Consider the following 24,241-nt stretch of genomic DNA (forward strand, 5'->3'; position numbering starts at 1 on the left):
ACATAAGCGAGTCGCAACGCAGTCGAGAGGAAGCCGGGGTGGGGCCCTTCGGGTTGCCCCTGAGCCGTCCTGCTTCGGCGTTGCAGCGCTTGCCCGTGGTTAACACCACTGTGCGGCGCACTGCGCCTTGAATCAGAACGGCTCAGGGGCAACTGCGAGTGCGTAGGGACCTGGGCGAGTGGCCCTGACACGGATGTCGCGCCCAGAGCGTCTCAGGGATGGATTCACAGCGGGAAAGGCCCACCCTGCAATCGAGCCGTGAAGTTCAAACAGAAAACAACACCCTCCGCTGGCAGTGGCTAAAAAGGCCGTAAACTTCCTAACGGAACGTTGCTTTAATTTTCCCAACAGGAACACTGAAGAATCTTTAGGGTTGCCGAGCACGAACGCGTAGTCAGATCCGATTGTTTTGGGGTGAGTTGAGTTTAGCCAGCCGATAGGAATGGGTTTCTTTCAGGTCTTCACGGCTCGAGCACATGATTAGACCGACTCGTGAAGTCCGCACTCCCGCTTCAGGCCGAAAAAGCGTGTCTCCTCGAGGCTATCAACCTGACTCAGGGGCCGGGTCGTGTGCCAATCCCCGATACTCACATAGCCCTTCTCCCACAAAGGGTGGTATGGCAATGAATGGGCTTTCAGGTACTGGTGCACATCCCGGTCCGTCCAATCGAAAATGGGATGAAACTTGATTCGCCCATTGCGCCGTTCAGCCAGCGGCACATCCTTTCGGCTTTCCGCCTGCTGCCGGCGAAGCCCGGAAAACCAGGTGCCGGCCGACAGCGCACGCAAGGCCCGCTGCATGGGCTCCACCTTGTTCTCCTGATTGTAGGCCTCAAGCCCCGCCAGTCCCTGCTCCCATCGCCGGCCATAACGGGCCTCCTGCCAGGCCGCACTGTAGCGGGGGCGATAGACATGCAGATTCAGGTCCAGTCGATCATGCAGCTCATCCACGAAGCGGTAGGTCTCCGCGAAGTGATAGCCCGTGTCAATGAACACCACGGGGATATCCGGGCGCAAGCGGGTCACAAGATGAAGCATCACCGCCGACTGGGCCCCGAAACTGGACGCCAGAACCTGTCGATGGGGCAAATGAGACAAGGCCCACTCAAGCCGGGACTCGGCATCCAAGTGGCTTAGTTCATTGACCGCTTGATGCACCAGGCTGTACTCAGTTTGCAACGGCTTTACCATGGTCATGCTCTCTCACCTCTTGGCCGCTTATCACTTCGGAAGTCACACCCACGCGAATCAGGTAATCACCAAAACGCTCGTTCTCCTCCCGCCCCCGGGCATAGCGGGCGAACAACATGTCCAGAGTGGTGAGAATCTCCTGCTCATTGGCATTGTCCCGATAGATGCGGTTCAGCCGTTCACCATTGAAGGCCCCGCCCAGGTAGAGGTTGTATCGACCGGGGCCCTTGCCCACCAGACCGATCTCGGCCAGATAGGGTCTGGCACAGCCATTGGGGCAGCCGGTCATGCGCAGGGTGATGGGTGCCTTGCCAAGGCCATGTTTTTCCAGCAAGGCCTCGACACGATCCAGCAGGCTGGGCAGATAACGCTCGGCTTCCGCCATGGCCAGGGGGCAGGTGGGAAAGGCCACGCAGGCCATGGACCGCAAACGAATGGCTGAGAGTTTTTCGGCCTGGGTCAGGCCCCGCTCTTCCAAAAGCAGATCCAACTCCAGCTTCTGCTGGGCGGTGGCCCCGGCAATGATCAGGTTCTGGTTGGGGCTGACCCGAAACTCGATGTCGGGATAACGCCCAACCACTTCCTCCAGCGCCTCTATGGCATCCGGATTGAGTCGCCCGTTCTCCACAAACAGAGTGAGATGCCAAAGGCCGTCCTCGGCTTCCACCCAGCCGTAGCGGTCACCATTGTGATGGAACTGATAGGGCCTGGCCTCGGCCAGGGGTTTGCGCAGGCGCCAGTCCAACTCCTTTCTGAACCAGTCCAGCCCATAATCCTCGATGGTGTATTTCAGGCGGGAACGCTTTCGATTGACCCGGTTGCCATAATCCCGCTGGATGGAAACAATCGCCTCCGCCACCCGTACCGCATCCTGGGGCGGGCAAAAGCCAATGACATCCCCCAGACGCGGATGGGTATCGGCCACGTCATGGCTCATACCAAGGCCACCGCCCACGCTGACATTGAAGCCCTGCAAACGCCCTTCCGATTCAATGGCAATAAAGCCGATGTCATGGGCGAAGACATCCACGTCATTGAGGGGCGGCACTGCCACCGCAATCTTGAATTTGCGGGGCAGATAGGTCTGTCCATACAGCGGTTCCACCTCGCCCTCACCACCACAGTCCCGTCCTTCCAGCCAGAGCTCCTGATAGGCCCGGCTTTCCGGCAGCAACTCCCGGCTCAAGCGTTCACTGATCCGCTGCACCGAGGCATGCAAAGGACTCAGCAGGGGATTGGGGGTGCACATCACATTGCGGTTCACATCCCCGCAGGCGGCGATGCTGTCCAGCAGTACCGCATCCAGCCCCCGAACCAAGGGGCGCAGTTGTTCCTTGTAGATGCCGTGAAACTGCACCGCCTGACGGGTGGTCAGGCGAAGGGTGCCGTTGGCGTATTCCCTGGCCAAAACACTTAGCTGCTGCCATTGCTTGGCGTTCAACACGCCACCTGGAATACGCACCCGCAGCATATAGGAATAAAGAGGCTCCAGCTTGGCCTTTTTCCGTTCACTCCTGACATCCCGGTCGTCTTGTTCATAGATGCCGTGGAACTTGATGACCTTGGTATCCGATGCTTCAATACCGCCGGTCACCGTCTCTTCCAGGCCGATATGGAGCCGGCCACGCAGGCCCCGGCTTTCGGCCTTGATGGCTTCCACTTCATCCAGTGCCTGCTCTTTCTGTTTCTCATCACGCATTAATACACATCCTTCTGGTAACGCCCGTCCCGACGCAGGGTCTTGAGATAGTCCTGGGCGGCTTCGGTGGATCGATGGCCGGCCTGGGCCACGATATCCACCAGGGCCGCGTCCACATCGGCGGCCATGCGTTTGGCATCACCGCAGACATAGAGATGGGCCCCGGCTTCCAGCCATTCAAAGACTGCTTCACCCGACTCACGAAGCCGATCTTGAACATAGATTCGTTCGACCTGATCGCGTGAGAAGGCCAAGGAGATTCGATCCAGCCCGCCCTGTTTCAGATGGCGTTGCCATTCCAGTTGATAAAGAAAATCCGTACGGCGATGCTGTTCACCGAAGAACAACCAGTTCTTCCCTTCATGCCCCAGGGCCTGGCGTTCCTGGACAAAGGCCCGGAAGGGGGCCACACCAGTGCCGGGGCCGATCATGATCACCGGGGCCTTGCCGTCCTCCGGCAAGCGGAAGCGGGGATTGGGCTCCACGAACAGACGCACCCTGTCACCCGTCTCCAGGCGCTCGTTGAGATACCAGGAAGCGGCGCCCGCCCGCAGACCCTGTTCGGCCTGCCCGCCCAGGGTCTTCACCGTGAGGTGAATCTCATCCGGGGTTTTGGCCGGACTGGAGGCAATGGAATACATGCGGGGCGTGATGCCGGGCAGTAATTGCACCAGGGTGTCGGCATCCAGCTCGGCGGGATAACGATGCAAAAGATCCACCACCTGGTGTTCCTCAATCCAGGCGCGTAAGGCCTTGGCATCTTCCAGCAGGGTTTTGAGCTCGGCGGCATCGGCCAACTGGGCATACTTTTCAATCACGGGCCGGGAGAGACGAGTCAGTTCCAGGTAGCCGCCCAGCCATTCACGCAGGGACCGTTGCTGATCCTTTCGGGTCACGGACTGCTCGCCATCCAGGCCGGTGAGTTCAAGCACTTCCTCAACCAGTTCCGGGGCATTGTCCGTCCAGATGCCCACCGAATCCCCGGCCTGATACTGGATGCCGCTGTCTTCTAGAGAGAGCTCAATGTGATGCACCGACTTGCCCGAGGGGGCCACGGTCAATGGATGGGAGGCCAGCACTTCCGCCTGGAAGGGATGGTCCCGCGTCCATTGCGTGGCTTCCGTGTTGACAGCCTGAAGGATCGGTCCGCTACCTTCTGATTCACCACTGTCCAGCTTGTCCTGGAAAGTCTCCAGGGTCTGTTGCTGCCATTGGGCGGCCACATCCTCGAAATCCAGATCGGCATCCACTCGTTCCAAGGCTCGCTTGGCACCCAGCCGTTCCAGGGCCTGATCGAAATCCTTGCCGGTCTGGCAGAAGTGTTCATAAGAGGAATCCCCCAGGGCAAACACGGCATAGCTCAACTGTTCCAGCTTGGGGGCCTTGTCGCTATTGAGATAGTCGTGGAGTGCCTCGGCATCCTCCGGGGGATCACCCTCCCCGTGGGTACTAACCACCAGGGTGAGCAGTTCCTGCTTGCGTAATTGCTGGGGACGCACATCGGCCAAGCTTGCCAACTTGACGGCAAGCCCCTGGCTCCGGGCCTGCTCGGCCAGCCCTTCGGCCACCCGCCGGGCATTGCCGGTTTCCGAGCCGTACCAGATATTAAGGACACGGCTGGCAGAGGAGGACGCTGCTGTCTTCGCCACCGCCCCGCCCGTCTGAGACAGGGCATCATCGGACGGGGCAGCGCTGCCACCGGCGGCCGCCAGCCCGGACAGATAACCGGACGCCCAGATCTTTTCCCGCTCATCCAGCTCACGGGCCAGGGCATCAATCCTTTGTTGAAGCTGCAGGGTCTGTGCAGGAACGGCCGCCATGGTCTTCTCCTCGTTTGGCATTTGAGGAAAAGCCTAATGGGCCCTGGTCGCTTTGATAACGATTGATTCTTCATACGTATATTCCCTTTAGCTATCGAAAGATCACCACCGGAAATCCTTCCTTCATGTTCATTCCATTCAGTCATTAGCTTGTCAGTAAACAGTATTTCTCAGACTTCCATTGCATCCCTAAGCTCGATGACAGTTTCATCAATAAGGGATGTACACCATGGATTACTTGCCGATTTTTGTGGCCACCGACAAACGACCCGTTTTGGTGGTCGGGGGCGGCACGGTGGCCGAGCGAAAGATTCGTCTGCTGCTGCGCACCGGTGCCCAAGTCCGAGTGGTGTCCCCCGAGATTTGTGACGGCTTGAAACAGCTGGAACAGAAAGGCCGGATTGAATGGATTCAGCGTGCCTTTGAAAACCAGGACCTGGAAGAAGCCTGGCTGGTTTATGCCGCCACGGATGATCCCTTTCTCCAGAAACGGGTGGCCCGGGAGGCCGAGGCACGGCGGGTGCTGGTGAACACCGTGGATGACCGGGATAACTGCAGTTTCATCATGCCGGCCATCGTGGACCGTTCCCCGGTGATGGTGGCCATCAGCACCGGCGGCACCTCGCCGGTGCTTGCCCGGCGGCTGCGCGACACCATGGAACGCCTGCTGCCCCAGGCCACCGCCCGGCTGGCCGAGTTCGTGGGTGAGGTCCGGGATCACATCACCCGGGCGATCCCCGAGTTCAGCCGCCGGCGGCGTTTCCATGAATGGCTGGTGGATGGGCCGGTGGCCCGTTTCATTCGGGCCGGCCAGGAAGACGAGGCCCGGCAACGTTTTGAAGCGGCCTTGAAGGAAGACGGCCTGTTTGGCGAAGGCCATGTCTATCTGGTGGGGGCCGGGCCGGGCGACCCGGAACTGCTCACCCTGAAGGCGCTGCAGACCTTGCAGGCCGCCGATGTGATTGTCCATGACGGGCTGGTGGATGAGCGCGTCCTGGATCTGGCACGGCGGGATGCCGAGTTCATTGATGTGGCCAAGAAGGCCGGCCATCACCGACTCAGCCAAGCGCGCATCAATCAACTCCTGGCCGAACGAGCCGAAGCCGGCGAGGTGGTGGTTCGTTTGAAAGGCGGCGACCCCTTCGTCTTTGGCCGCGGTGGCGAGGAGATCACCTATCTCCGTGAACGGGGCATTGCCTATGAAGTGGTCCCCGGCATTACCGCCGCCGTGGGCTGCGCGGCCTATGCCGGACTGCCCCTGACCCACCGGGATCATGCCCATTCGGTCTGGCTGGTCACTGCCCATTGCCGGGAATCGGTGGACACCCTGGACTGGAATGATCTGGCCCATAGCCGCCAGACCCTGGCCTTTTACATGGGGGTGCGCCAGATCGGCCGGGTCCAGTCCCAGTTGACCGCCCACGGCCGTCATCCCGATACCCCGGTGGCCTTTGTGGAAAACGGTTGCCGGCCGGAACAACGGGTGATCGTGGGTCGCTTGGGCAGCATGAGTGAGCTGGCCGAGCGCCACCAGCTGCAATCACCGGCTCTGATCTATGTGGGCGAGGTGGCCCGCCTGGCCGGTGAGCTCAACTGGTACGGCCAGGCCCCCATCGTCGCCGAGACATCCGCCGAGCAGTTGCAACAAGCGGTGGTTTGATCCCGATCAACCAGCCCTTGGCAGTGGGAGCGGCATTCCTGCCGCGACAGCGGTGTCGTTCAAGCCTTGTCGCGGCAGGAATGCCGCTCCCACAACTAGCAGGCAATTGCCTTGGCTTAAGACCCAATATTCATCAGGAGAGACAGCATGATTTACAACTCCATTCTCGAGACAATCGGCAACACCCCCATCGTCAAGCTCAATCGCCTGGCGCCGGAAGGCATCGACTTCTACGTCAAGGTGGAGGCCTTCAATCCCATGGCCTCGGTCAAGGACCGCCTGGCCATTGCCATCATTGAAGATGCCGAACGACGCGGCGCCTTGAAGCGCGGGCAAACCGTGGTGGAAGCCACCTCCGGTAATACCGGCATTGCCCTGGCCATGGTCTGCGCCGCCAAGGGCTATCCCTTCGTGGCCACCATGGTGGAAACCTTTTCGGTGGAACGGCGCAAGCTGATGCGGGCCCTGGGGGCCAAGGTGATCCTCACGCCCAAGGAGGAGAAAGGCACGGGCATGGTCCGCAAGGCCGAAGAACTGGCCGAACAACACGGCTGGTTCCTGGCCCGTCAATTCGAGAACGAGGCCAACCCGGCCTATCACCGTAACACCACCGGCCCCGAGATCCTGCGTTCCTTTGCCGGACGGCGGCTGGATTACTTCGTCTCCGGCTGGGGCACCGGCGGCACCCTGACCGGGGCCGGCGAGGTGCTCAAGGCCGCCCGCCCCGATCTCAAGATCATTGCCACTGAACCCGCCGGTGCCTCCCTGATGGGCGGCAAGGAATGGGCGGCCCACAAGATCCAGGGCTGGACCCCGGATTTCCTGCCGGCGGTGCTCAATACCGACATCGCCGATGCGCTGCTACCGGTGAGCGATGAAGAAGCCATCAACACCGCCCTGGCCCTGGCCCGGGAGGAAGGCATCTTTGTCGGGATTTCCGCCGGCGGCACCGTAGCCGCCGGCCTCAAGGCAGTCGCCGGTGCGCCCCGGGGCAGCAGTGTCCTGGCCATGTTGCCGGACACCGGGGAACGCTATCTCTCCACGCCCCTGTTCGAGGACATTCACGACGGCTCCGACGATGAGTGGCTGGCCGATTTGGCCGCGCCACCCCGGGGTCCGGCCGCCGCATGAGCTGAGGGGCATTATGGACTGGGCACTTTGGACCACCACCGCCGTGGTGGCCGGGCTGGTATTGGCGCTGATGGTTGGCCGCACCCCCATGGATGCCGCCTTCATGGCGGCATTGGCCCTGCTGTTGCTGGGCGGCGTGCTGACCCCGGCCCAGGCCCTGTCGGGCTTTTCCAATGAAGGCCTGGCCACCATCGCCGTGCTCTATGCCGTGGTGGCCGGGTTGCGGGATACCGGGGCCACTCAATGGCTGGGCCAGCTCTTTCTGGGCCAACCCAAAAGCGAGGCCCGGGCCCAGCTGCGTCTGAGCTGGCCGGTGGCGGGCCTGAGCGCGGTGATGAACAACACCCCGGTGGTGGCCATGATGATCCCCACCGTAGTGGCCTGGACCCGGCGTTACGGCCTGTCCCGTTCCCGCCTGCTCATGCCCTTGAGTTATGCCGCCATCCTGGGGGGCGGCTGCACCCTGATCGGCACCAGTACCAATCTGATCGTCAACGGCTATCTGATTGACGAAGGCGGACCCGGCATGGGCCTGTTCGAGATCGCCTGGGTGGGGCTGCCGGTGGCCGTGGTGGGCCTGGTTGTCATGGCGCTGTTAGGGCGGTGGCTGTTTCCCAACCGCCCGGCGGTGATCGCCGACCTGGAAAACAGCCGGGAATACAGCGTGGAGATGCGGGTGGACGAACACGGCCCGCTGCGGGGGAAAACCGTGGCGGCGGCCGGGCTGCGCCACCTGGCCGGCAGCTATCTGGTGGAGATCCATCGCCAGGGTACCTTGCTGCCTGCCGTTTCTCCCCAGGAACGTCTTGAAGGCGGTGATCACCTGGTGTTTGTGGGCGTGCCCGATGCAGTGGTGGAACTGCAAAAGATCCGCGGCCTGCATCCGGCCACCGATCAAGTCTTCAAGTTGGATCAACCCCGCTCGCAACGACGGCTGGTGGAAGCGGTGGTCTCCGAACGCCACCCCATGCTGGGGCAAACCATCAAGCAAGGCCGTTTCCGCAATCATTACGGCGCGGTGGTGCTGGCCGCCGCCCGCCAGGGCAAACGATTGCATCAAAAGCCCGGGGATGTACGCCTGAAAGCCGGCGACACCCTGCTGCTGGAATGCGGGGAAGGCTTCACCCGCCAACACGCCCAGTCCCGGGACTTTCACCTGGTCAGTCCCCTGAAAAACGGCCAGCTACCCCGGCACGAACGGGCGGGCCTGGCACTGGCCATCCTCGTCGGCGTAATCACCACCGCCGGGCTCGGGCTTCTGTCCATTTTTCAGGCCGCCCTTTTGGGCGCGGGCCTGATGCTGATCGGGCGCTGCACCAGCGCCAGCAGCATCCGCCGGCAGGTGGACCTGCAATTGCTGGTGGTGATCGGCGCGGCCCTGGGGATCGGCCAGGCACTGCAGAACAGTGGCCTGGCCGGCCATGCCGCCGGGCAACTACTGGTCCTGTCCCAGGGCCAACCCTGGTTCTTGCTGGCCCTGCTGTATGGGGCCACCGCCCTGCTCACCGCCATTGTCACCAACAATGCCGCGGCCGCCTTGATGATCTATGTGGCCCATTCCGCCGCCGGGCAATTGGATATCGCCCTGATGCCCCTTGCGGTCACGGTGATGCTGGCCGCCTCCGCCAGTTTCATCACCCCCATGGGCTATCAAACCAACCTCATGGTCATGGGCCCGGGGGGCTATCGCTTCAATGATTTCCTGCGGGCCGGCCTGCCCATGAACGGCATCACCGGCCTGGTGGTGATCGGCCTCACCCCCTGGATCTGGCCCTTTTAGAACACTGCCTACTTAGCAAAGGAGAGAGACATGCCTGAACAATGGACAGATGGTTTGAACCCGCCACACGGTGGTCAACTGGTGAACCGAATGGCGCCGGCCTCGGAACAAGCGGCCCTGCAAAGGGAAGCCGCCACCCTGCCCGGCTGGTCACTCAATCATCGACAGCTATGCGACCTGGAGCTGCTGCTCAATGGCGGCTTTTCACCGCTGCAAGGTTTCCTCACCCAGACAGACTATGAATCGGTGCTGTCCGACATGCGCCTAGCCAATGGCCTGCTCTGGCCCATGCCCATCACCCTGGATGTCAGCGAAGACTTTGCCCGTGGCCTGAATGTTGGCGACCGCATTGCCCTGCGGGATCCGCAGGGCCTGAACCTGGCCATCCTCACCCTCAGTGATCTCTGGCGGCCGGATCGACTTCTGGAGGCCCGCCAGGTCTTTGACAGTGAGGACCCTACCCACCCGGGCGTGGCCTATCTATTGGAAGACAGCGGGCCGGTGTATCTGGGTGGCACACTCACCGGCATCCAGGCCCCCGTGCATCATGACTTCCAGGCCCTGCGCCAAGGCCCGGCGGAATTGCGTCGTCTGCTCGCCGAGCAGGGATGGCAAAAGGTGGTGGCCTTTCAGACTCGTAACCCCATGCATCGGGCCCACCAGGAACTGACCCGCCAGGCCGCCCGCCAAACCGGGGCGGCGATTCTGATTCATCCGGTGGTGGGCCAAACCCGGCCCGGAGACATCGACCACTACACCCGGGTTCGCTGCTACCAACATCTGCTGCAACGCTATCAGGGGGAATCGGTGCGGCTCAGTCTGCTGCCCCTGGCCATGCGCATGGGCGGGCCGGCGGAAGCCCTCTGGCATGCCATCATCCGCAAGAACTTCGGGGCCAGTCATTTCATCGTCGGCCGGGATCACGCCGGGCCGGGCAAGAATGCCCTAGGGGAGGATTTTTACGGGCCCTATGAAGCCCAGGAACTGGTCAAGGCCCATGCCGATGAGTTGGGCATTGAAATGGTGCCCTTCCGCAAGATGGTCTATGTGGCCCAGCGGGGGCGTTATCTGCCGGCCGAAGCCGCCCGCTCCGATGAAACCGTGCTCAGCCTTTCCGGTACTGAATTGCGACAGCGACTCAAGCAGGGCGAGGAGATCCCCGACTGGTTCACCTGGCCGGAGGTGGCCGCCGAGCTGCGCCACCGTCATCCGCCCCGTCATCGCCAGGGAATCACCCTGTTTTTCACCGGCCTGTCCGGTTCCGGCAAGTCCACCATTGCCGAGGCCCTGAATGCCCGGCTGCTGGAACAGGGCCAGCGTCGCACCACCCTGCTGGACGGGGATGTGGTGCGGCGCAATCTATCGGAAGGGCTGGGCTTTTCCCGGGAAGACCGGGACCGGAATATCCTCCGGATTGCCTGGGTGGCCAGCCAGATCAGCCGCCACGGCGGCATCGCCATCTGCGCCCAGATTGCCCCCTATGCCGATACCCGCCAGCGGGCCCGGGCCATGGTGGAAGCGGAAGGCGGTTTCGTGGAGATCCATGTCAGCACCCCCCTGGCCACCTGCGAACAACGGGACCGCAAGGGCCTGTATGCCTTGGCCCGGGCCGGCAAGATCAAAGGCTTCACCGGCATCAGCGATCCCTATGAACCACCCAAGGATCCGGAACTGACCATCGACACCCGGGATGTAAGCCCGGATGCCGCCGTGGATCAAATCATCCACTATCTGGAACAGGCCGGCTATCTTCGTCCCCGGCACTTGCCCAGGGATGCGGCCAATGAAGAAGCGGAGACCCGGGTACCCCTGTTGGACCGACAACTGACGGTGCGCTGAAGCGGGGGAACTGCTAGAAACTGGAGCCGGGTTGTTGCAGGAAGGCTTCTTCCTCCGCTGTGGAGGGTCGGCCAAGGATGGCGTTGCGGTGAGGATAGCGGCCGAAGCGGTCGATGATGATCTTGTGGCGAAGCTCAAAATCGTAGTTTTGCTCAAGCCCGGGCTGATCGAAGAGCTGAACGGCCTGCTCGTGAATCAGGGCGGACTCACTGTGCATATAGGGCATGTAGAGAAAGGCCTTCTCCGGAGCACTTAGCGAGGCATCGGCCCCCACCGCCACCGCCTCCTGGGCCAGGGCCAGGGAGAGTGGGTCCTGGGCAAAGGCCGCCGGGGTATCGCGATACATATTGCGGGAGAACTGATCCAGCACAATGATCTCGGCCAGGCGCCCATGGGGCGTTTCCCGCCACTGCCAGCATTCGCAGAGTGCGGCCTGATCATGCAGTGTTTTAAACCGTTCAAGGATGGTCTCATCGAAGTCCGGATCGGACTTGAACCATTGTTCGGGACCGTTTTCCTGAAACCAGAAATCCAGCACTTGCTGATACATGACACGATCCTTTATCGTTCAGCCGGAGCAGACCGGAGAGTGACCAGCACCATCTTATTCGGGGCTGTCTACCTCGGCAAATCGAACGAAGCCCAAGCCAACTCATCTCTCCAACAATTTCAGCCTGGAGGATCGAGCACATGGTGGGATTTGCCGGGGCTGTGCGCGACAGGGATGTCGCGCCCAGAGCTTCTCAGGGATGGATTCACAGCGTCCCCGGAAAATCCCACCATGTGCTCGAGCCGTGAAGCCCTGAAAGCGTCCAGTCCCCTCCGGTTGGTAAAGCTTGAATCGCCTCGTAGGATTCTAATCTGACCGTGTTGACTGATGAGCAATTGAAACACTGGCCCGTGTTCACATTGGGCAGGCCCGGTAAATCGTTCCTTAGCCATTTTCGAGTCCGTTCGAGCTACAGCCAGCTGAGGGTATAGGTTTCTGTTTAAGCTTCACGGCTCGAATACCGGGTGGAACTGTCCAGGGACGCATGGACCCATCCCTGGGGCTCTGGGCGCGACATCCCTGTCGCGCACAGCCCTGGCCAGTCCCACCCGGTACTCGAACCTCCCGAATTAAAGCAGCGGTGGGGTGAGCTGGCTTCGGCTTCGATCAACTTGCCAATCTAGTCACTCGTCAAACTTCACACTTCAGGCGTCTTTTGTGACCGCGTGGCAGATAACCGAATTACCCGTCATCCTTACGCTCCCCAAAACTTCGCGATGAATCTTTTATTCAAGTCGATTCCGACTGGGTCGGTGCTGATACGTCATCCGTCGACTGGGTGGGTGAATCCAGCACCACCGCCGCGACCAGATCGCCGGTCACATTCACCGTGGTCCGGCACATATCCAGAATGCGATCCACACCGATGATCAATGCAATGCCCGCGGCGGGAATACCCACACTGCCCAGCAGCATGGACAAAATCACAATCCCGATGCCCGGCGTCCCCGGTGAGCCGATGGACGCCCCCACCGCCAGAAAGACCACCAGAATCAATGTAGCCAGCCCCACTTCCACGCCGAACACCTGCGCCAGGAACAGAGTGGCCACCATTTGATACAGGGCCGTGCCCGCCATATTGATGGTGGTCCCCAGGGGAATGACGAAACGGGTAATGGCGGCACTCACCCCCAGCCGGGCTTCCGCCGTCTGCATGGTCAGCGGCATCACCGCGGCGGAACTGGAGGTGGAGAAGGCCAGTAGCTGGGCATCCCGGGCGGCGGTGAGGAAATAGCGGATGGGCCGTCCGGTCTTGAAACGGTAAATGAGCAAATACATGATCAGGACCAGAATCAGGCCGAGCACGACCGTCAGCACGTACAGCCCCATGCCCAGCAAGGCATCAATCCCCAGGCGGGTGGTGATCTGTGCCAGCAGGCCGAATACCGCAAAGGGCACCAGCAGCATGGCCCAGCGCACCACCACCATGGTGATTTCCTGGATGGACGCCAACAGGGCCAGCAGCGGTTTCTGATGCTTGCGAGGCAGGCTCACCAGGGCCACACCGATGAGGATGGCAAACACCACCACCTGCATCATGTTCTGTTCCAGCCCCGCCTTCAAAGGGTTGCTGGGGATCATCTCGCTTAATCGGGAAGGCAGGTCCTGCAAGGCCAGGCCCGGTGCCGGAACCGCCTCGGCCTGCTCCGCAGCCGGCCGCAATTGATCCTGAACACTGCTGGCATCCAGATACAGCCCCGGTTGAATGGTCAGGGCCACGGCCATGCCGATGAGTACAGCCGCCAGGGTGGTGACAATGAAAAACACCCCGGCGCGAATCCCGGTGCTGCGCAGGGAAGCCATGCTCTCGGACGAGGCCATGCCCAGGATGATGGAGGCCACCACCAGGGGAATCACGATCATCTGGATCAGGGCCAGAAAGACATAGCCCGGCAAAGCAAGCCAGTTGGTAATCAGTGTGGCCAGGGCCGGGTCCACCAGGCCGGCATCCGGCCCCAGCAAGAGCCCCGCGCCCACACCCAGAAACATGGCCACGATGACCTTGGCCCAGAGGTGGCTGCGAAGCAGCCCTTTAAGACGCCCGGCCAGACGATGAACCGGACTGGGTGAGGTACCGCTGATGGTGCCAATCATGCCGACCTCCCCGGGAAGCACTGATTAATATCGGGAATCATGGCAATTCACTGGCGTGAGCTTCCTCGGCAGTGGTTCACTGACCAGCATACGCTTATCCACCTGATGCCTGCTCAACCTGTCAGTCTGCATTGCTGCAATCCGACCTTCTTGCCGGTATTGGGATCGCTTTGAACAGCCTGCTGCTCAAAGCCGAAGGATTCATGAAAGTGACGGGAACGCTCATTGGGCGGTTCCAGATCAAACTCGCAACACACACGATGCCAGCCTTTCGCCCGCGCCCAGTCCATCAAGTCCTGATACAGCAAACGCCCCGCCCCCTGACCCTGAACAGCATCTGAAACCACCACCCGGTCGATATAAACGAAGTCATCATAGCGGCGATCAAACCAGCGGTAGTTGCTACTGTCGTAGGCGCAATTCGGTGCGAAGGCCAACAGAAACGCCACCGCCTGATCGTGGTGACGAATCACCCGATGGTAGGCGGCCATTTCATGCAGCCAGCTCAGGCGGGTCTCATCCAGGGGACTCAGAAAATGCTCCCACTCCCGGTTCATCCGGAGAATGGCGGGAAAATCCCGGGGTTCGGCCACTTCGATCATCATGAGCGCCAGCCCGGCAAGGCTTCAATCAACTGCTCCAGGCTCCGGGACAGGGCCCGGTTGGCCGCGGCCACCCCGCCAGGGGCATCCTCGCTCTCGCTGTCTTCCACCAGATCATGCCGCACACCACCCAGGCGCTCCCCGGTGGTGGCATCCACCAGGCGATAACGGATGGTCAGGCGCACATGGGAACCCTGCTCATCGAAAATCTGCTCAAGGCGGATCAACTCACTGTCCAGGCGATGGGAGGCCGTCACCCGGCTGCCGGGCGCGGCCACATCCTGCGCCAGACCGGCATCGCTGATGGCCTCGGCCATGGCGGCGCCAATCAGCCGGGCCGGCTTATCGGCCCATTGATTGCGCGCGTAGTGACGCAATTCATGGTCATCCCGGCGATAGGCCATATGGGCGGAGTCATAGGCCGGATGGCTGCTGGGCATGGCCACCTGAATGGCTTCAAAGGGCTGCTTGGACAGGGGCGCGAGCTCACCACGCCATTCCAGCAAATGGGTGCTGGGTGCGCTCTCCTGCTCCGGCAGAATGGTGCAGGCGGACAACAGCAGCAGGCCAAGCAAGGCCGGCATCATCATTTGAAGGCGATTCATGGGCTTCCCCTTATTGTTCACCCGGGCCCGGTTCCCGGCGAGGTGGACCGAACAACAATTGATTGGGTTCGTCGGACAGCTGTTCGCTCAGGCGGCTCATGCGATCACTCAGCTGCTGGAGCTGACGCAACAAGGCATCCATCTCCCGCAAGGTATGGCGATTGACGATATCCAGGGTCTGTTCACCTTCTCCAGCCAGGCGGGAGACATCATCCGCCGCTCGCTCCACGGAATCACTGAAACGCTCCACGCCCAGCAGGGCGGCATCCAGTCGATCCAGGGTCTCGGGCAGACGATCGGCCAGCAATTCCCCGGCTTCGGCCATATCCGCCGCCCCCGCCAGCACCCGATCCATCTCTTCACTGTTGCGGGCCAGAGTACCGCTGAAGGTCTCCAGATGATGCAGGGTCTCGGCCAGGGCATCGATATTGTCATCACTCAGCAGGCGGGTGAGCTGGCGGGCTGCGGTATCCACCGCCGCCAGACCTTCATCCACACTGCCATCCACCCGCGCCCAGAAGGAGGGACGGGACTGGATCACCGGATAGGGTTCACCCTCCGGCGTCTCAAGGGGCGCGGCATCCGCTTCACCGGATTCCAGCTCCAGGCGCATGCTTCCCATGGCCCCCTGGGTTCTGAGCACCGCCCGGGTATCGGTGCGGATGGGCACATCCGCCTCGATCTCCAGCGTCAAACGCACTCGGCTGGGGTTATCCGGGTCCAGGGCCAGCTCGCTCACCCGACCCACCGGCACCCCTTGGAAAAGCACCCGGGAGTTCTCCCCCAGGCCGGAGACCGACTCCTCCAGATAGACCGTGTAGTGCCGGGTTTCACCCTGGCGAAGTTCCCCGGCAATCCAGAGCCCCAGGGCCACTGCCGCTACGGTGAAAATCACCACGAACAGGCCGATCAGGGTATGGTTGCTGCGTGTTTCCATCAGGCCTCCTTCGGCCGGCGTCGATCAGAGAAGTACCGTGCCACTTCGGGCTGCTCGGATTGACTCAGACGGGCAATGGGCCCGGTTTCCAGAACCCTTCCCTGCCCCAGATAAACCACCCGGTCGGTCACCTGCCAGAGGGCATCCAGGTCATGGGTCACCATGAGCACGGTAAGACCCAGCAGGTCGCTCAACTCCAGAATCAAATCATCAAAGGCTGCAGCATTAATCGGATCCAGGCCCGCGGTGGGCTCATCCAGGATCAACAGGGCCGGATCCATGATCAGGGCCCGGGCCAGCGAGGCCCGGCGAATCATGCCGCCGCTCAACTCATTACTATAGCGCCCGGCCACCTCCGGTCCGAGGCCCGCCATGCGCAACTTGATCAAGGCCAGTTCCTCAATCACCGCAGAAGACAGCCGGGTGTGCTCCCGCAATGGCAAAGCCACATTCTCCAGTATGGTCAAACCGCCGAACAGGGCACCGTTCTGAAACAGCATGCCGATCTGCTGGCGGCGAGCACGCAGCCGGGCCTCATCGACGCCGATCATTCCCTGGCCCATCAGCTTGACGCTGCCGGCGGTGGGCTGATGCAAAGCCAACAGAGTACGAAGCAGCACGGTCTTGCCGGTGCCGCTGCCACCCACCAGCCCCAGGGTCTCTCCCTGCCAGACGTCCAGATCCAGACCATCGTGAACACGATGGTTACCGAACTGGTTCACCAGCCCCCGTACCTGAATCACCGCTGTATTCTCATCCATGATTACAGCCCCAGTATATTGAACAGGATGGAAAAGAAGGCATTGATCACGATCACCGCAAAGATGGCCTGTACCACGGCAGTGGTGGTGGCCCGCCCCACTCCTTCGGCGCCCCGCTCCACCCGGAGCCCCTGGCGGCAGCCGATAATGGCAATCACCACGGCAAACACCGGCGCCTTGATCAGGCCCAGCCAGAGATGGCGATGCCCCATCCCCTCGGGCAGACGACGCAGGAAATCCATCAGCGACAGATCATAGGCCAGCCAGTTCACCACCACGCCGCCCAGCATGCCGGTGAGATTGGCCAGCACGGTAAGCAGGGGAACCGCCACTACCAGCGCCAGCAGCTTGGGCAGCACCATCATGTCGAAAGGACTGATGCCCAGGGTTTTCAAGGCATCAATCTCTTCATTAATCTTCATGGTGCCCAACTGGGCGGCATAGGCCGAGGCGGTTCGCCCAGCCACCACAATGGCCACCACCAGGGGCCCCAGCTCCCGCAAGATGGTACTGCTCAACAGCTCCGGCAATACCGCCGTGGCCCCATACTCCTCCAGGCTGGTGGTGAGCTGGTAGGCAATCACAATCCCCACCAGAAAGCTCAACAACCCCACGATGGGCAAAGCATTGACCCCGGCCTGTTCCAATTCCGACATGAATCGCCGCCCCCGAAGACGCCAGGGCCGGAGCAGACGGGGCAGCAAGGCCTGGGCGGTCTCGCCGATAAAGGCCAGAGAGTCGAGCAATTCCCGAGCATGCTGTTCACTGAGCCGACCCAGGCGGGCCAGAGGATTATCCGGGGCCGCCTGCTGCTCGGAGGCGGTCTGGACCGCCTCGGCCAACTCAAACAGGCGTTGATGGGAGGGGGAGAATTGCAGGGCAACCGAGGCGCCTTTGGCTTCGGCGGCCTCCACCCAGCGGCGCAGGATGCGGGCACCGGCCAGATCCAGCTGGTCCAGGCCACGGGCATCCAGGGTCAACGTGCCGGCCGCCGATGGCGGCGGGGGCATCTCCGTCTCCACCACCCCCAGTGACGCCAGTCGCCAATCACCCTCGCAGGTGAGCTGATTCCGCTGAAAACGGACCTTCGCCTTCATGGCAATCCCTGATCCTGATCCCCGAATGCAGTCAGTTTATCAGGAACTGTCCTGATGGATGACTTGAGCCGACACGGCACCAAGGCCATGATGAATGGTCACAGTCATCACAACCCTAGCCAGGAGAACGATTGTGCGTAATCCGTCCCGCGTGCTGATCTGGATGGCCCTGTTTCTCGGCGCCGTGGCCCTGATCGCCCTGCTGCTGATGGAACCGCTCCGCCAGGCCTTCTTGGCCAACCCCATCTTCAACGGCCTGATTCTGGCCGTGCTGGCAGTGGGCATTCTCATCAACGCCCGTCAGGTGCTGGTCCTGCAGCCGGAGCTGAACTGGCTGAAAGCCTTCCGCCGGGGCGAACGTGGCACGGTAAAACGCCCACCCAGCCGCCTGCTGGGTTCCATGGCACAGATGCTCACGGGCCGTTCGGCGGACAACCTCAGCCTTTCCACCCTTTCCCTGCGTACCCTGCTGGACGGCGTCCGGGCTCGACTGGATGAATCCCGGGACCTGTCCCGTTATTTCATCGGGCTGCTGGTCTTTCTGGGGCTGCTAGGGACCTTCTGGGGGCTTTTGGATACCCTGCGGGCGGTGGGCTCGGTGATCTCCGGCTTGAGCATTGATGACCGCAGCGCCCAGGTCTTTTTCCAGGAACTGCAAGAAGGACTGGAAGCCCCCTTGAGCGGCATGGGCACGGCCTTTTCCTCCTCCCTGTTCGGCCTCTCCGGGGCCGTGGTGCTGGGCTTTATCGATCTGCAGGCGGCCACCGCCCAGAACCGTTTCTACAACGACCTGGAGGAATGGTTATCCGGCCAGACCCGCCTGGGCAGCGGCGCCCTGGCCGGTGGTGGCGAGGAAGGCAGTGTGCCGGCCTATATCCAGGCCCTGCTGGAGCAGACGGCGGACTCCCTGGAGCAACTCCAGCGCATGATGCAGCGCTCGGAAGAGGACCGCCGTGCCGCCGACAGCCGCCTGGCGGAGCTGGCCACCGAGCTGGCCCGATTGGCGGAACAGAGTCAGTCCGAACGCAAGGGCCTGGCCTCACTGAACCGAACCCAGAACGAACTGCGCCCGGTGCTGGAGCGACTGGCCGACGCCACCGAGCAACGCAATCAGGAAAGCGAAGGTCTGCAGAGCGGCTTGCAGCAAATGGCCCGCTCCACCGAACGCCTGCACAGCGAGATCAGCCAGGATCGGGCCCAGCAGCTGGAAACGCTGCGGGAAGAGATCCGCCTGCTGACCCGGACCATTGGTCATTCCCAGGACGGGGGCCGCTAAACCATGATGGGCAGTTCCCGACGCAGCCGTAACGGCTTCGATATCTGGCCCGGATTCGTGGATGTGCTGGCCACGATCCTGCTGGTGTTTGTCTTTGTGCTGCTGTTTTTCGTGGTGGCCCAGTTCTATCTCAGCGACACCCTCTACGACCGGGACCAAACCCTGGCCGCGCTGGAAGAGGAAATCTCGGAACTCGCCGACACCCTGTCCATGGAGCGCCAGGAACGCCAACGCCTGGAAGGCCGGGTGGCGGAACTGGACAGCGCCCTGCAAGCCACCCTGGCGCGCCGGGACACCCTGGAGGGGGAGCTGGTCTTGAGCCAGGCGGCCCGGGCCCGCTTGCGGGAAACCCTGGCGGAACGAAGCGCGGAACTGGAGGAAACCGAGCAGGCCCTTGAAGCACAACGGGATAGAGTCGTGGTGCTGGAATCGGAACTGGAAGAAAGCGAACAAGCCCTTGACGAAGAATCACGGCGGGCCGAAGAAGCCCGGAGTGAAGTGGTGGCCCTACGGGAAGATATCCGGGCCTTGCGGGAACAGCTCAGCGCCCTGTCCCAGGCCCTGGATATTTCCGAGGCCACCATGGCCACCCAACGGGCCGAGATCCAGGACCTGGGAGAACGCCTGAACATTGCCCTGGCGGAAAAGGTGGAAGAGCTGGATCGCTATCGCTCGGAGTTCTTCGGCCGGCTGCGGGAAGCCCTGGATGACATCGAGGAAATCGAAATCGTGGGCGACCGCTTTCGCTTCCAGTCGGAGTTGTTCTTTGAATCCGCTTCCGCCGACATCGGCCCCGAGGGCCGGCAAACCCTGGATCAACTGGCGGAGACCTTCGCCACCATCAGCGAACGGATTCCGGATGACATCGACTGGGTATTACAGGTGGAAGGGCATACCGATCGCCGGCCCATTCGCACTGAAGAATTCCCGTCCAACTGGGAGCTGTCCACGGCCAGGGCCCTGAATATCGTCCATTATCTCTCCGAGCAGGGCCTGCCCGAGGCGCGGTTGGCGGCGGCCGGTTTCGGTGAACACCAGCCGGTGGACGAAGACGACGGCCCCGAGGCCTGGGCCCGGAACCGCCGTATCGAATTACGACTCACCAATCGCTGATCATCCGCCAAACTGGCGCTTGGCAAATTCGGCCACGTGCTGACCCTGAAAGCGAGCAATGGTCAGCTCGTTTTCGCTGGGCTGGCGGCTGCCATCGCCATCCGCCAGGGTGGTGGCGCCATAGGGGGTGCCGCCGGTGATCTCGTCCATATTGGTCAGGGCCTTGCAGCTGTAAGGCACACCCAATATGGCCATGCCGTGATGCATCAAAGTGAGGTGAAAGGAGGTCAGGGTCGTTTCCTGACCACCGTGTTGGGAGCCAGTGGAGGCGAACACGCTACCGATCTTGCCAATCAGTTTCCCCTGGGCCCAGAGGCCGCCGGTCTGATCCAGGAAGTTGCGCATCTGGCCGGCCATATTGCCGAAACGGGTGGGCGTGCCAAAGATGATGGCATCGTAATCCGCCAATTCATCCGGGGAAGCCACCGGGGCTGCTTGGTCCACCTTCGCACCAATCTGCTCCACGGTTTCCTGGGGCATGGTTTCGGGCACCCGCTTCACCGTCACATCGGTGCCGTCCACGCCGCGGGCGCCCTCGGCAACAGCGTTTGCCATGGTCTCTACGTGTCCCCAGGTGCTGTAATAAAGAACTAATACCTTGGTCATTGCGACTCTCCTTGCGGCTGATTTCTCGGCGTCCAATACGGTAGCGCCGACTCTACCCTTCAATTTAGTACGAAAATGGACTAATTACCAGCCCCGATTTGCCCTTTCCGCGACAGACGGGGACGGCAACTTTCCAATGTATCAGGCCCAGTCAGCGGCCTTGCCCAGGGCATTGCGTGGCAGCTCATCGCCGAAGCGCAATTCCGCGGGGCGCTCATGGGCAGGCAGGTTTTCACTCATCCAGGCCCGCATCGCCGCTTCGCTCAAGTTATCGCCGGCAGGCCCATTAGAGACCGGAACCAGAAAAGCCTTGAGACGCCCGGCAGGGCCGGGGCGCACCACGGCCTTCGCCACAGCCGGGTGATGACACAGGCGCTGAGCCACCAGCTCAGGGCTGACATTGATCCCGCCCACCTGGACGGCACCATCTCGGCGGCCCAGGGGGCGGAAGTGACGCTTGCCCTCAGTGGTCAGCCGGTCCGGCAAAGGAATGCCTTGTGAGGCGGTCGCTACCCCACGCTCGAATAATGTCATGGATGATTCCCTGCCCAACTGCCACCAGGGAAAAAGCGTAAATGCCGCCTCGGGGCGAGTGCGAATGCCGATGCCACCCGTCTCGGTGGATCCGTAGATCTCATGCATGCGGCTGAGGCCCTTGGCCCGCAGCCGATGGATGAGTGCCTCCTCACAGGGACCGGTAGAGGTCACACCCTCCACATCTTCGGGGAAGGCCTGCCGGGAGCCTTCCACATACTGCCAGCGCATCGGGAACCCAATGATCAGGTCACCGGCACGCAGATCCCTGAGCATGGCGGCTTCCGCATCCTGCTCGGTGAGGACCGGAACACCCAGTGCCCGTGGCAGCAGGACACCGAAAATAAAACCGTAAATATGGTGCCGGGGAGCCAGGCAGAGGATGCGCTGGCGACGGGCAAATCGTTTGGCCAGTTCATTCACTTCCCGCCCCAGGGCAAACCAGGAATGAGCATGCTCCCGGGGTGTGCCGGTACTGCCGGAGGTAAGAAAGCGCAAACCGCTACTACCCAGGCTCAAACCATCACCGCTGACTACCTTCTCCACCAGATCGGCCCAATCTCCCAGGGTACGACGTCGCAGGAGATAATCCTCCAGACCGGTCTCGTCCATCGAGAACAGGCGGTTCACATGCCCGGCCAGGGTGAGGACCTCCAGGGAATCGGCATATAACGGCGCTTCATTCAGGTGCTGATCTTCAGCCCAGTCATCCGGCGCATAGTCCAGCAAGGACTCATTGCGCAGGGTAGCCAGGGTATCCCGGGTCAAACAGCGCAGGACATCCAGAATTCCGGCTCGGTCAGGGTAAACAGCGTTCATTGAGGCCACTCCATTGGGCCCCCGGCTTCGAGGGCCCGTCCGCTTTAGATTCGCTTGACGAAGACCCAGTAGCTGTCGCCGGAGATGGCCTTTTTCATGTGCACCTTCACCTTGGTGGGCTGCATTTGATAATCAAAGGTGTATTCGAACAGGGCATTGAGATTGCCATTGGCCACGCCTTCCTGAAACTTGCCACGAAATTCCGGGCGGTCTGTACAAGGGGCCACTTCCCGGAAGAAGTTCTTGCCCTTCATGGCAGCCGGATCACGACCGGTAATCTCACCCTCTGCCGAGTTGTAATGAAGAATATTGCCCTTGGCATCCAGCTGAACCGCGCCGAAGGCCAGTTGATCCAGGCCCTTGTCATCCATTTTGGCCAGGGTGTTCTCGATGTCATCAGTGCCGAACTTGATCTGCTCCATGGTGCCACTCCTGCATTATGTAATAAATTATTAGATAACAATCTTGGCGAAATGCCTCAAGTGCGGAGAAACCTTAGACGCTTTGTATCGATACTGTCTAGCTTTTTGGGTGTTTTCCTGTACAAAACCGACCAGCGGTAGCCACACCGACCCGGATGGTTATCCGGGTCGGTGTGATGCGTGGCAGCAGGAAGCAGGCTCCGACGAAAAATCCTGTCAGGACCTGGGGCGGGCCCGGTAGCCGAGATAGGCCAGAAGGAAAGCCAGGAAGAAGGGGATCAGACGCTCCGCGGCATTGCCGGGAGCATCCGGGAACAAGCTGATGACAATGGTCATCCCGGCGCCGGCCATCATGGCAGCCAGACGATAGGGGCCGGCCACGGCACCACAAAAGAGCAGCACCAGCAGCAGGGGACCAAAGCCATTGCCCAGCACCTGCCAGGCAAACAGGACCCGGTCGAAAATGGTTTCCGGGACAAACAGGGCCAAAACCACCGCGATCCCGCCCAGAAGCAGGACCACCAGGCGATCAATAAGCACCGAATGGTGACCACGGCGCATGTCATGACTCACCGAACCGCTGGCCACCAGGAGCTGACTGTCGGCCGTGGACATGATGGCGGCCAGCACGCCCCCGGTCACCACCCCCCCGATCACGGCCGGCAAGAGGGAGACACTCAGCTCCAGCAAAACCGACTCATGATCCGCCAGATCCGGCATCAAGACCCGGCCACTCCAGCCGAGAATCACCATGCCGATATAGATCAGCGTTGCCCAGATCAGGGCCACATTACGAGCCAGTCGGATCTCGTCCTGGGAACGCATGGCCATGAAGCGATTGACCACATGGGGCTGGCCCGGATAGCCCAGACCAATGCCAAACAGGCCGGCCACGAAAACCATGGCCAGGAGCAGGCTCGGCTGATCCACCAGACGGGTCAGGCTGGGATCTTCCAATGCCTTCAGGCCAAGCCACAACTCGCCGGGCCCACCCACCGCAAACAAGGCCACATAAGGCAGCACCAGGGCCACCAGCAGCATCAGAAAGCCTTGCAGGGCATCGGTCACGCTGGCGGCCCAGAAACCACCCATGAACACGTACAGAACCACAATAAAAGCGCCCACCAGAATGGCGACGGTGCTGTCCACCGGTGTCGCCGTGGCGATGGCAATACCCGCCCCCTGAAACTGAGAGGCCACATAGAGGCTGAAACAGAAGAGAATCAAGGCCGCGCCCAGCAGCCGCAGGGTTCTCGAAATCCGGGGTGAACAATCCCGGGAAAGATACTCCACCAGGGTCAGGGACTGATTATCGTGGCTGCTCTGACGCAGCCGCGGGGCCACCAGACACCAGTTGATGGCAAAACCCGACACCACTGCGGGCACCAGCCAGATGGCCTGTATCCCCCAGAGGTAGGCCGCCCCGCTCATGCCCAACAGCGTCCAGACCGAGGACGAACTGGCCGAGGCACTCAAGGAGGCCACCAGCGGCCCCAATCGCCGACCGGCCAGGTGAAAATCGGCACTGTCCCCCACCCGCTTCCGGGCCCAGACACCAATACCCAGCAATACGACCAGGTACAAAATAAGCGTGGCGGTGGTCGCCATTGGGCTTGCTCCAAAAGGGAAATGACGGATCAATCTAGCAAGGTATGGCTAGGCAGGACCAGCTCCGTTTGTCGGAGCCGGCGCCGGGAGCCCCCGT

20 protein-coding genes are annotated in these 24,241 nt (G+C 61.6%); 6 read left to right on the forward strand and 14 right to left on the reverse strand.

Going from position 1 to position 24,241, the window contains the following annotated elements; translation table 11 throughout:
• Positions 1-480 precede the first annotated feature (480 nt).
• The 3 genes from J2T60_RS08870 to J2T60_RS08880 are packed head-to-tail and all read right to left on the reverse strand — an operon-like array spanning position 481 to position 4,710.
• Positions 481-1,191 carry a phosphoadenylyl-sulfate reductase gene (locus J2T60_RS08870; RefSeq protein WP_445376058.1) on the reverse strand — a complete coding sequence of 237 codons (711 nt, stop codon included), beginning with the start codon at positions 1,189-1,191 and terminating at the stop codon, positions 481-483.
• Positions 1,169-2,890 (reverse strand): NADPH-dependent assimilatory sulfite reductase hemoprotein subunit, encoded by a 1,722-nt coding sequence (locus tag J2T60_RS08875; RefSeq protein ID WP_253448600.1) that lies wholly within the window; start codon positions 2,888-2,890, stop codon positions 1,169-1,171. The genes J2T60_RS08870 and J2T60_RS08875 overlap by 23 nt, the downstream gene beginning before the upstream one ends.
• Complete coding sequence (locus J2T60_RS08880) at positions 2,890-4,710, reverse strand: assimilatory sulfite reductase (NADPH) flavoprotein subunit (protein WP_253448602.1); 1,821 nt, start codon at positions 4,708-4,710, stop codon at positions 2,890-2,892. Before J2T60_RS08880 ends, J2T60_RS08875 begins: the two co-directional genes overlap by 1 nt.
• Positions 4,711-4,939: 229 nt before the next feature.
• Between J2T60_RS08880 and cysG the strand changes: the two genes are divergently transcribed.
• From cysG to J2T60_RS08900, 4 genes are all read left to right on the forward strand, one after another.
• Entirely contained in the window at positions 4,940-6,370 is a 1,431-nt protein-coding gene (cysG, locus tag J2T60_RS08885) for a siroheme synthase CysG (protein ID WP_253448603.1), read from the forward strand.
• A gap of 147 nt (positions 6,371-6,517) precedes the next feature.
• The gene (gene cysK, locus J2T60_RS08890) at positions 6,518-7,501 is read left to right on the forward strand and encodes a cysteine synthase A (protein ID WP_253448605.1); all 984 of its coding nucleotides are present in this window, start codon (positions 6,518-6,520) and stop codon (positions 7,499-7,501) included.
• Positions 7,502-7,514: 13 nt separating this feature from the next.
• Entirely contained in the window at positions 7,515-9,281 is a 1,767-nt protein-coding gene (locus tag J2T60_RS08895) for an SLC13 family permease (RefSeq protein ID WP_253448607.1), read from the forward strand.
• Between the two features lie 30 nt (positions 9,282-9,311).
• Positions 9,312-11,120 (forward strand): bifunctional sulfate adenylyltransferase/adenylylsulfate kinase, encoded by a 1,809-nt coding sequence (locus tag J2T60_RS08900; protein ID WP_301288402.1) that lies wholly within the window; start codon positions 9,312-9,314, stop codon positions 11,118-11,120.
• A gap of 13 nt (positions 11,121-11,133) precedes the next feature.
• Here the strand turns inward: J2T60_RS08900 and J2T60_RS08905 are convergent, their stop codons facing one another.
• The 7 genes from J2T60_RS08905 to J2T60_RS08935 form a co-directional block, all read right to left on the reverse strand.
• Positions 11,134-11,670 carry a DUF924 family protein gene (locus tag J2T60_RS08905; protein ID WP_253448609.1) on the reverse strand — a complete coding sequence of 179 codons (537 nt, stop codon included), beginning with the start codon at positions 11,668-11,670 and terminating at the stop codon, positions 11,134-11,136.
• A gap of 729 nt (positions 11,671-12,399) precedes the next feature.
• A complete protein-coding gene (locus J2T60_RS08910) occupies positions 12,400-13,764 on the reverse strand; it encodes a dicarboxylate/amino acid:cation symporter (protein ID WP_253448611.1) in 1,365 nt (454 codons plus the stop codon).
• A gap of 113 nt (positions 13,765-13,877) precedes the next feature.
• Entirely contained in the window at positions 13,878-14,369 is a 492-nt protein-coding gene (locus J2T60_RS08915; protein WP_253448613.1) for a GNAT family N-acetyltransferase, read from the reverse strand.
• Complete coding sequence (locus J2T60_RS08920) at positions 14,366-14,971, reverse strand: ABC-type transport auxiliary lipoprotein family protein (RefSeq protein WP_253448615.1); 606 nt, start codon at positions 14,969-14,971, stop codon at positions 14,366-14,368. Before J2T60_RS08920 ends, J2T60_RS08915 begins: the two co-directional genes overlap by 4 nt.
• 10 nt (positions 14,972-14,981) lie before the next feature.
• Complete coding sequence (locus J2T60_RS08925) at positions 14,982-15,908, reverse strand: MlaD family protein (protein ID WP_253448617.1); 927 nt, start codon at positions 15,906-15,908, stop codon at positions 14,982-14,984.
• Positions 15,908-16,669: an ABC transporter ATP-binding protein gene (locus tag J2T60_RS08930; protein WP_253448619.1), complete on the reverse strand. Its 762-nt coding sequence runs from the start codon at positions 16,667-16,669 to the stop codon at positions 15,908-15,910. Before J2T60_RS08930 ends, J2T60_RS08925 begins: the two co-directional genes overlap by 1 nt.
• A gap of 2 nt (positions 16,670-16,671) precedes the next feature.
• Entirely contained in the window at positions 16,672-17,766 is a 1,095-nt protein-coding gene (locus J2T60_RS08935) for an MlaE family ABC transporter permease (protein WP_253448621.1), read from the reverse strand.
• 133 nt (positions 17,767-17,899) lie between these two features.
• Between J2T60_RS08935 and J2T60_RS08940 the strand changes: the two genes are divergently transcribed.
• Both J2T60_RS08940 and J2T60_RS08945 read left to right on the forward strand, forming a co-directional pair.
• Positions 17,900-19,042 (forward strand): flagellar motor protein MotA, encoded by a 1,143-nt coding sequence (locus tag J2T60_RS08940; protein WP_366518301.1) that lies wholly within the window; start codon positions 17,900-17,902, stop codon positions 19,040-19,042.
• Between the two features lie 3 nt (positions 19,043-19,045).
• Positions 19,046-20,155 (forward strand): peptidoglycan -binding protein, encoded by a 1,110-nt coding sequence (locus tag J2T60_RS08945; protein WP_253448623.1) that lies wholly within the window; start codon positions 19,046-19,048, stop codon positions 20,153-20,155.
• On the opposite strand, the gene wrbA is transcribed toward J2T60_RS08945, so the two are convergent.
• The 4 genes from wrbA to J2T60_RS08965 form a co-directional block, all read right to left on the reverse strand.
• Entirely contained in the window at positions 20,156-20,761 is a 606-nt protein-coding gene (wrbA, locus tag J2T60_RS08950) for an NAD(P)H:quinone oxidoreductase (RefSeq protein WP_253448625.1), read from the reverse strand. It lies immediately after the preceding gene.
• Positions 20,762-20,902: 141 nt separating this feature from the next.
• Positions 20,903-22,114, reverse strand: a complete 1,212-nt coding sequence (pcl, locus tag J2T60_RS08955; RefSeq protein WP_253448627.1) for a 4-coumarate--CoA ligase — start codon at positions 22,112-22,114, stop codon at positions 20,903-20,905.
• Between the two features lie 44 nt (positions 22,115-22,158).
• Positions 22,159-22,536 carry a photoactive yellow protein gene (pyp, locus tag J2T60_RS08960; protein WP_253448631.1) on the reverse strand — a complete coding sequence of 126 codons (378 nt, stop codon included), beginning with the start codon at positions 22,534-22,536 and terminating at the stop codon, positions 22,159-22,161.
• A gap of 216 nt (positions 22,537-22,752) precedes the next feature.
• Positions 22,753-24,144, reverse strand: a complete 1,392-nt coding sequence (locus J2T60_RS08965; RefSeq protein WP_253448634.1) for a sodium/proline symporter — start codon at positions 24,142-24,144, stop codon at positions 22,753-22,755.
• Between the last annotated feature and the right edge of the window lie 97 nt (positions 24,145-24,241).

It is taken from the genome of Natronospira proteinivora (assembly GCF_024170465.1).
Taxonomy (GTDB): Bacteria; Pseudomonadota; Gammaproteobacteria; order Natronospirales; family Natronospiraceae; genus Natronospira; species Natronospira proteinivora.

What these genes read in the sequence shown, in the direction of transcription:
- J2T60_RS08870 (WP_445376058.1), bottom strand. Translation starts at nt 1,191, where the DNA reads ATGGTAAAGCCGTTGCAAACTGAGTACAGCCTGGTGCATCAAGCGGTC.
- J2T60_RS08875 (WP_253448600.1), bottom strand. Translation starts at nt 2,890, where the DNA reads ATGCGTGATGAGAAACAGAAAGAGCAGGCACTGGATGAAGTGGAAGCC.
- J2T60_RS08880 (WP_253448602.1), bottom strand. Translation starts at nt 4,710, where the DNA reads ATGGCGGCCGTTCCTGCACAGACCCTGCAGCTTCAACAAAGGATTGAT.
- cysG (WP_253448603.1), top strand. Translation starts at nt 4,940, where the DNA reads ATGGATTACTTGCCGATTTTTGTGGCCACCGACAAACGACCCGTTTTG.
- cysK (WP_253448605.1), top strand. Translation starts at nt 6,518, where the DNA reads ATGATTTACAACTCCATTCTCGAGACAATCGGCAACACCCCCATCGTC.
- J2T60_RS08895 (WP_253448607.1), top strand. Translation starts at nt 7,515, where the DNA reads ATGGACTGGGCACTTTGGACCACCACCGCCGTGGTGGCCGGGCTGGTA.
- J2T60_RS08900 (WP_301288402.1), top strand. Translation starts at nt 9,312, where the DNA reads ATGCCTGAACAATGGACAGATGGTTTGAACCCGCCACACGGTGGTCAA.
- J2T60_RS08905 (WP_253448609.1), bottom strand. Translation starts at nt 11,670, where the DNA reads ATGTATCAGCAAGTGCTGGATTTCTGGTTTCAGGAAAACGGTCCCGAA.
- J2T60_RS08910 (WP_253448611.1), bottom strand. Translation starts at nt 13,764, where the DNA reads ATGATTGGCACCATCAGCGGTACCTCACCCAGTCCGGTTCATCGTCTG.
- J2T60_RS08915 (WP_253448613.1), bottom strand. Translation starts at nt 14,369, where the DNA reads ATGATGATCGAAGTGGCCGAACCCCGGGATTTTCCCGCCATTCTCCGG.
- J2T60_RS08920 (WP_253448615.1), bottom strand. Translation starts at nt 14,971, where the DNA reads ATGAATCGCCTTCAAATGATGATGCCGGCCTTGCTTGGCCTGCTGCTG.
- J2T60_RS08925 (WP_253448617.1), bottom strand. Translation starts at nt 15,908, where the DNA reads ATGGAAACACGCAGCAACCATACCCTGATCGGCCTGTTCGTGGTGATT.
- J2T60_RS08930 (WP_253448619.1), bottom strand. Translation starts at nt 16,669, where the DNA reads ATGGATGAGAATACAGCGGTGATTCAGGTACGGGGGCTGGTGAACCAG.
- J2T60_RS08935 (WP_253448621.1), bottom strand. Translation starts at nt 17,766, where the DNA reads ATGAAGGCGAAGGTCCGTTTTCAGCGGAATCAGCTCACCTGCGAGGGT.
- J2T60_RS08945 (WP_253448623.1), top strand. Translation starts at nt 19,046, where the DNA reads ATGATGGGCAGTTCCCGACGCAGCCGTAACGGCTTCGATATCTGGCCC.
- wrbA (WP_253448625.1), bottom strand. Translation starts at nt 20,761, where the DNA reads ATGACCAAGGTATTAGTTCTTTATTACAGCACCTGGGGACACGTAGAG.
- pcl (WP_253448627.1), bottom strand. Translation starts at nt 22,114, where the DNA reads ATGAACGCTGTTTACCCTGACCGAGCCGGAATTCTGGATGTCCTGCGC.
- pyp (WP_253448631.1), bottom strand. Translation starts at nt 22,536, where the DNA reads ATGGAGCAGATCAAGTTCGGCACTGATGACATCGAGAACACCCTGGCC.
- J2T60_RS08965 (WP_253448634.1), bottom strand. Translation starts at nt 24,144, where the DNA reads ATGGCGACCACCGCCACGCTTATTTTGTACCTGGTCGTATTGCTGGGT.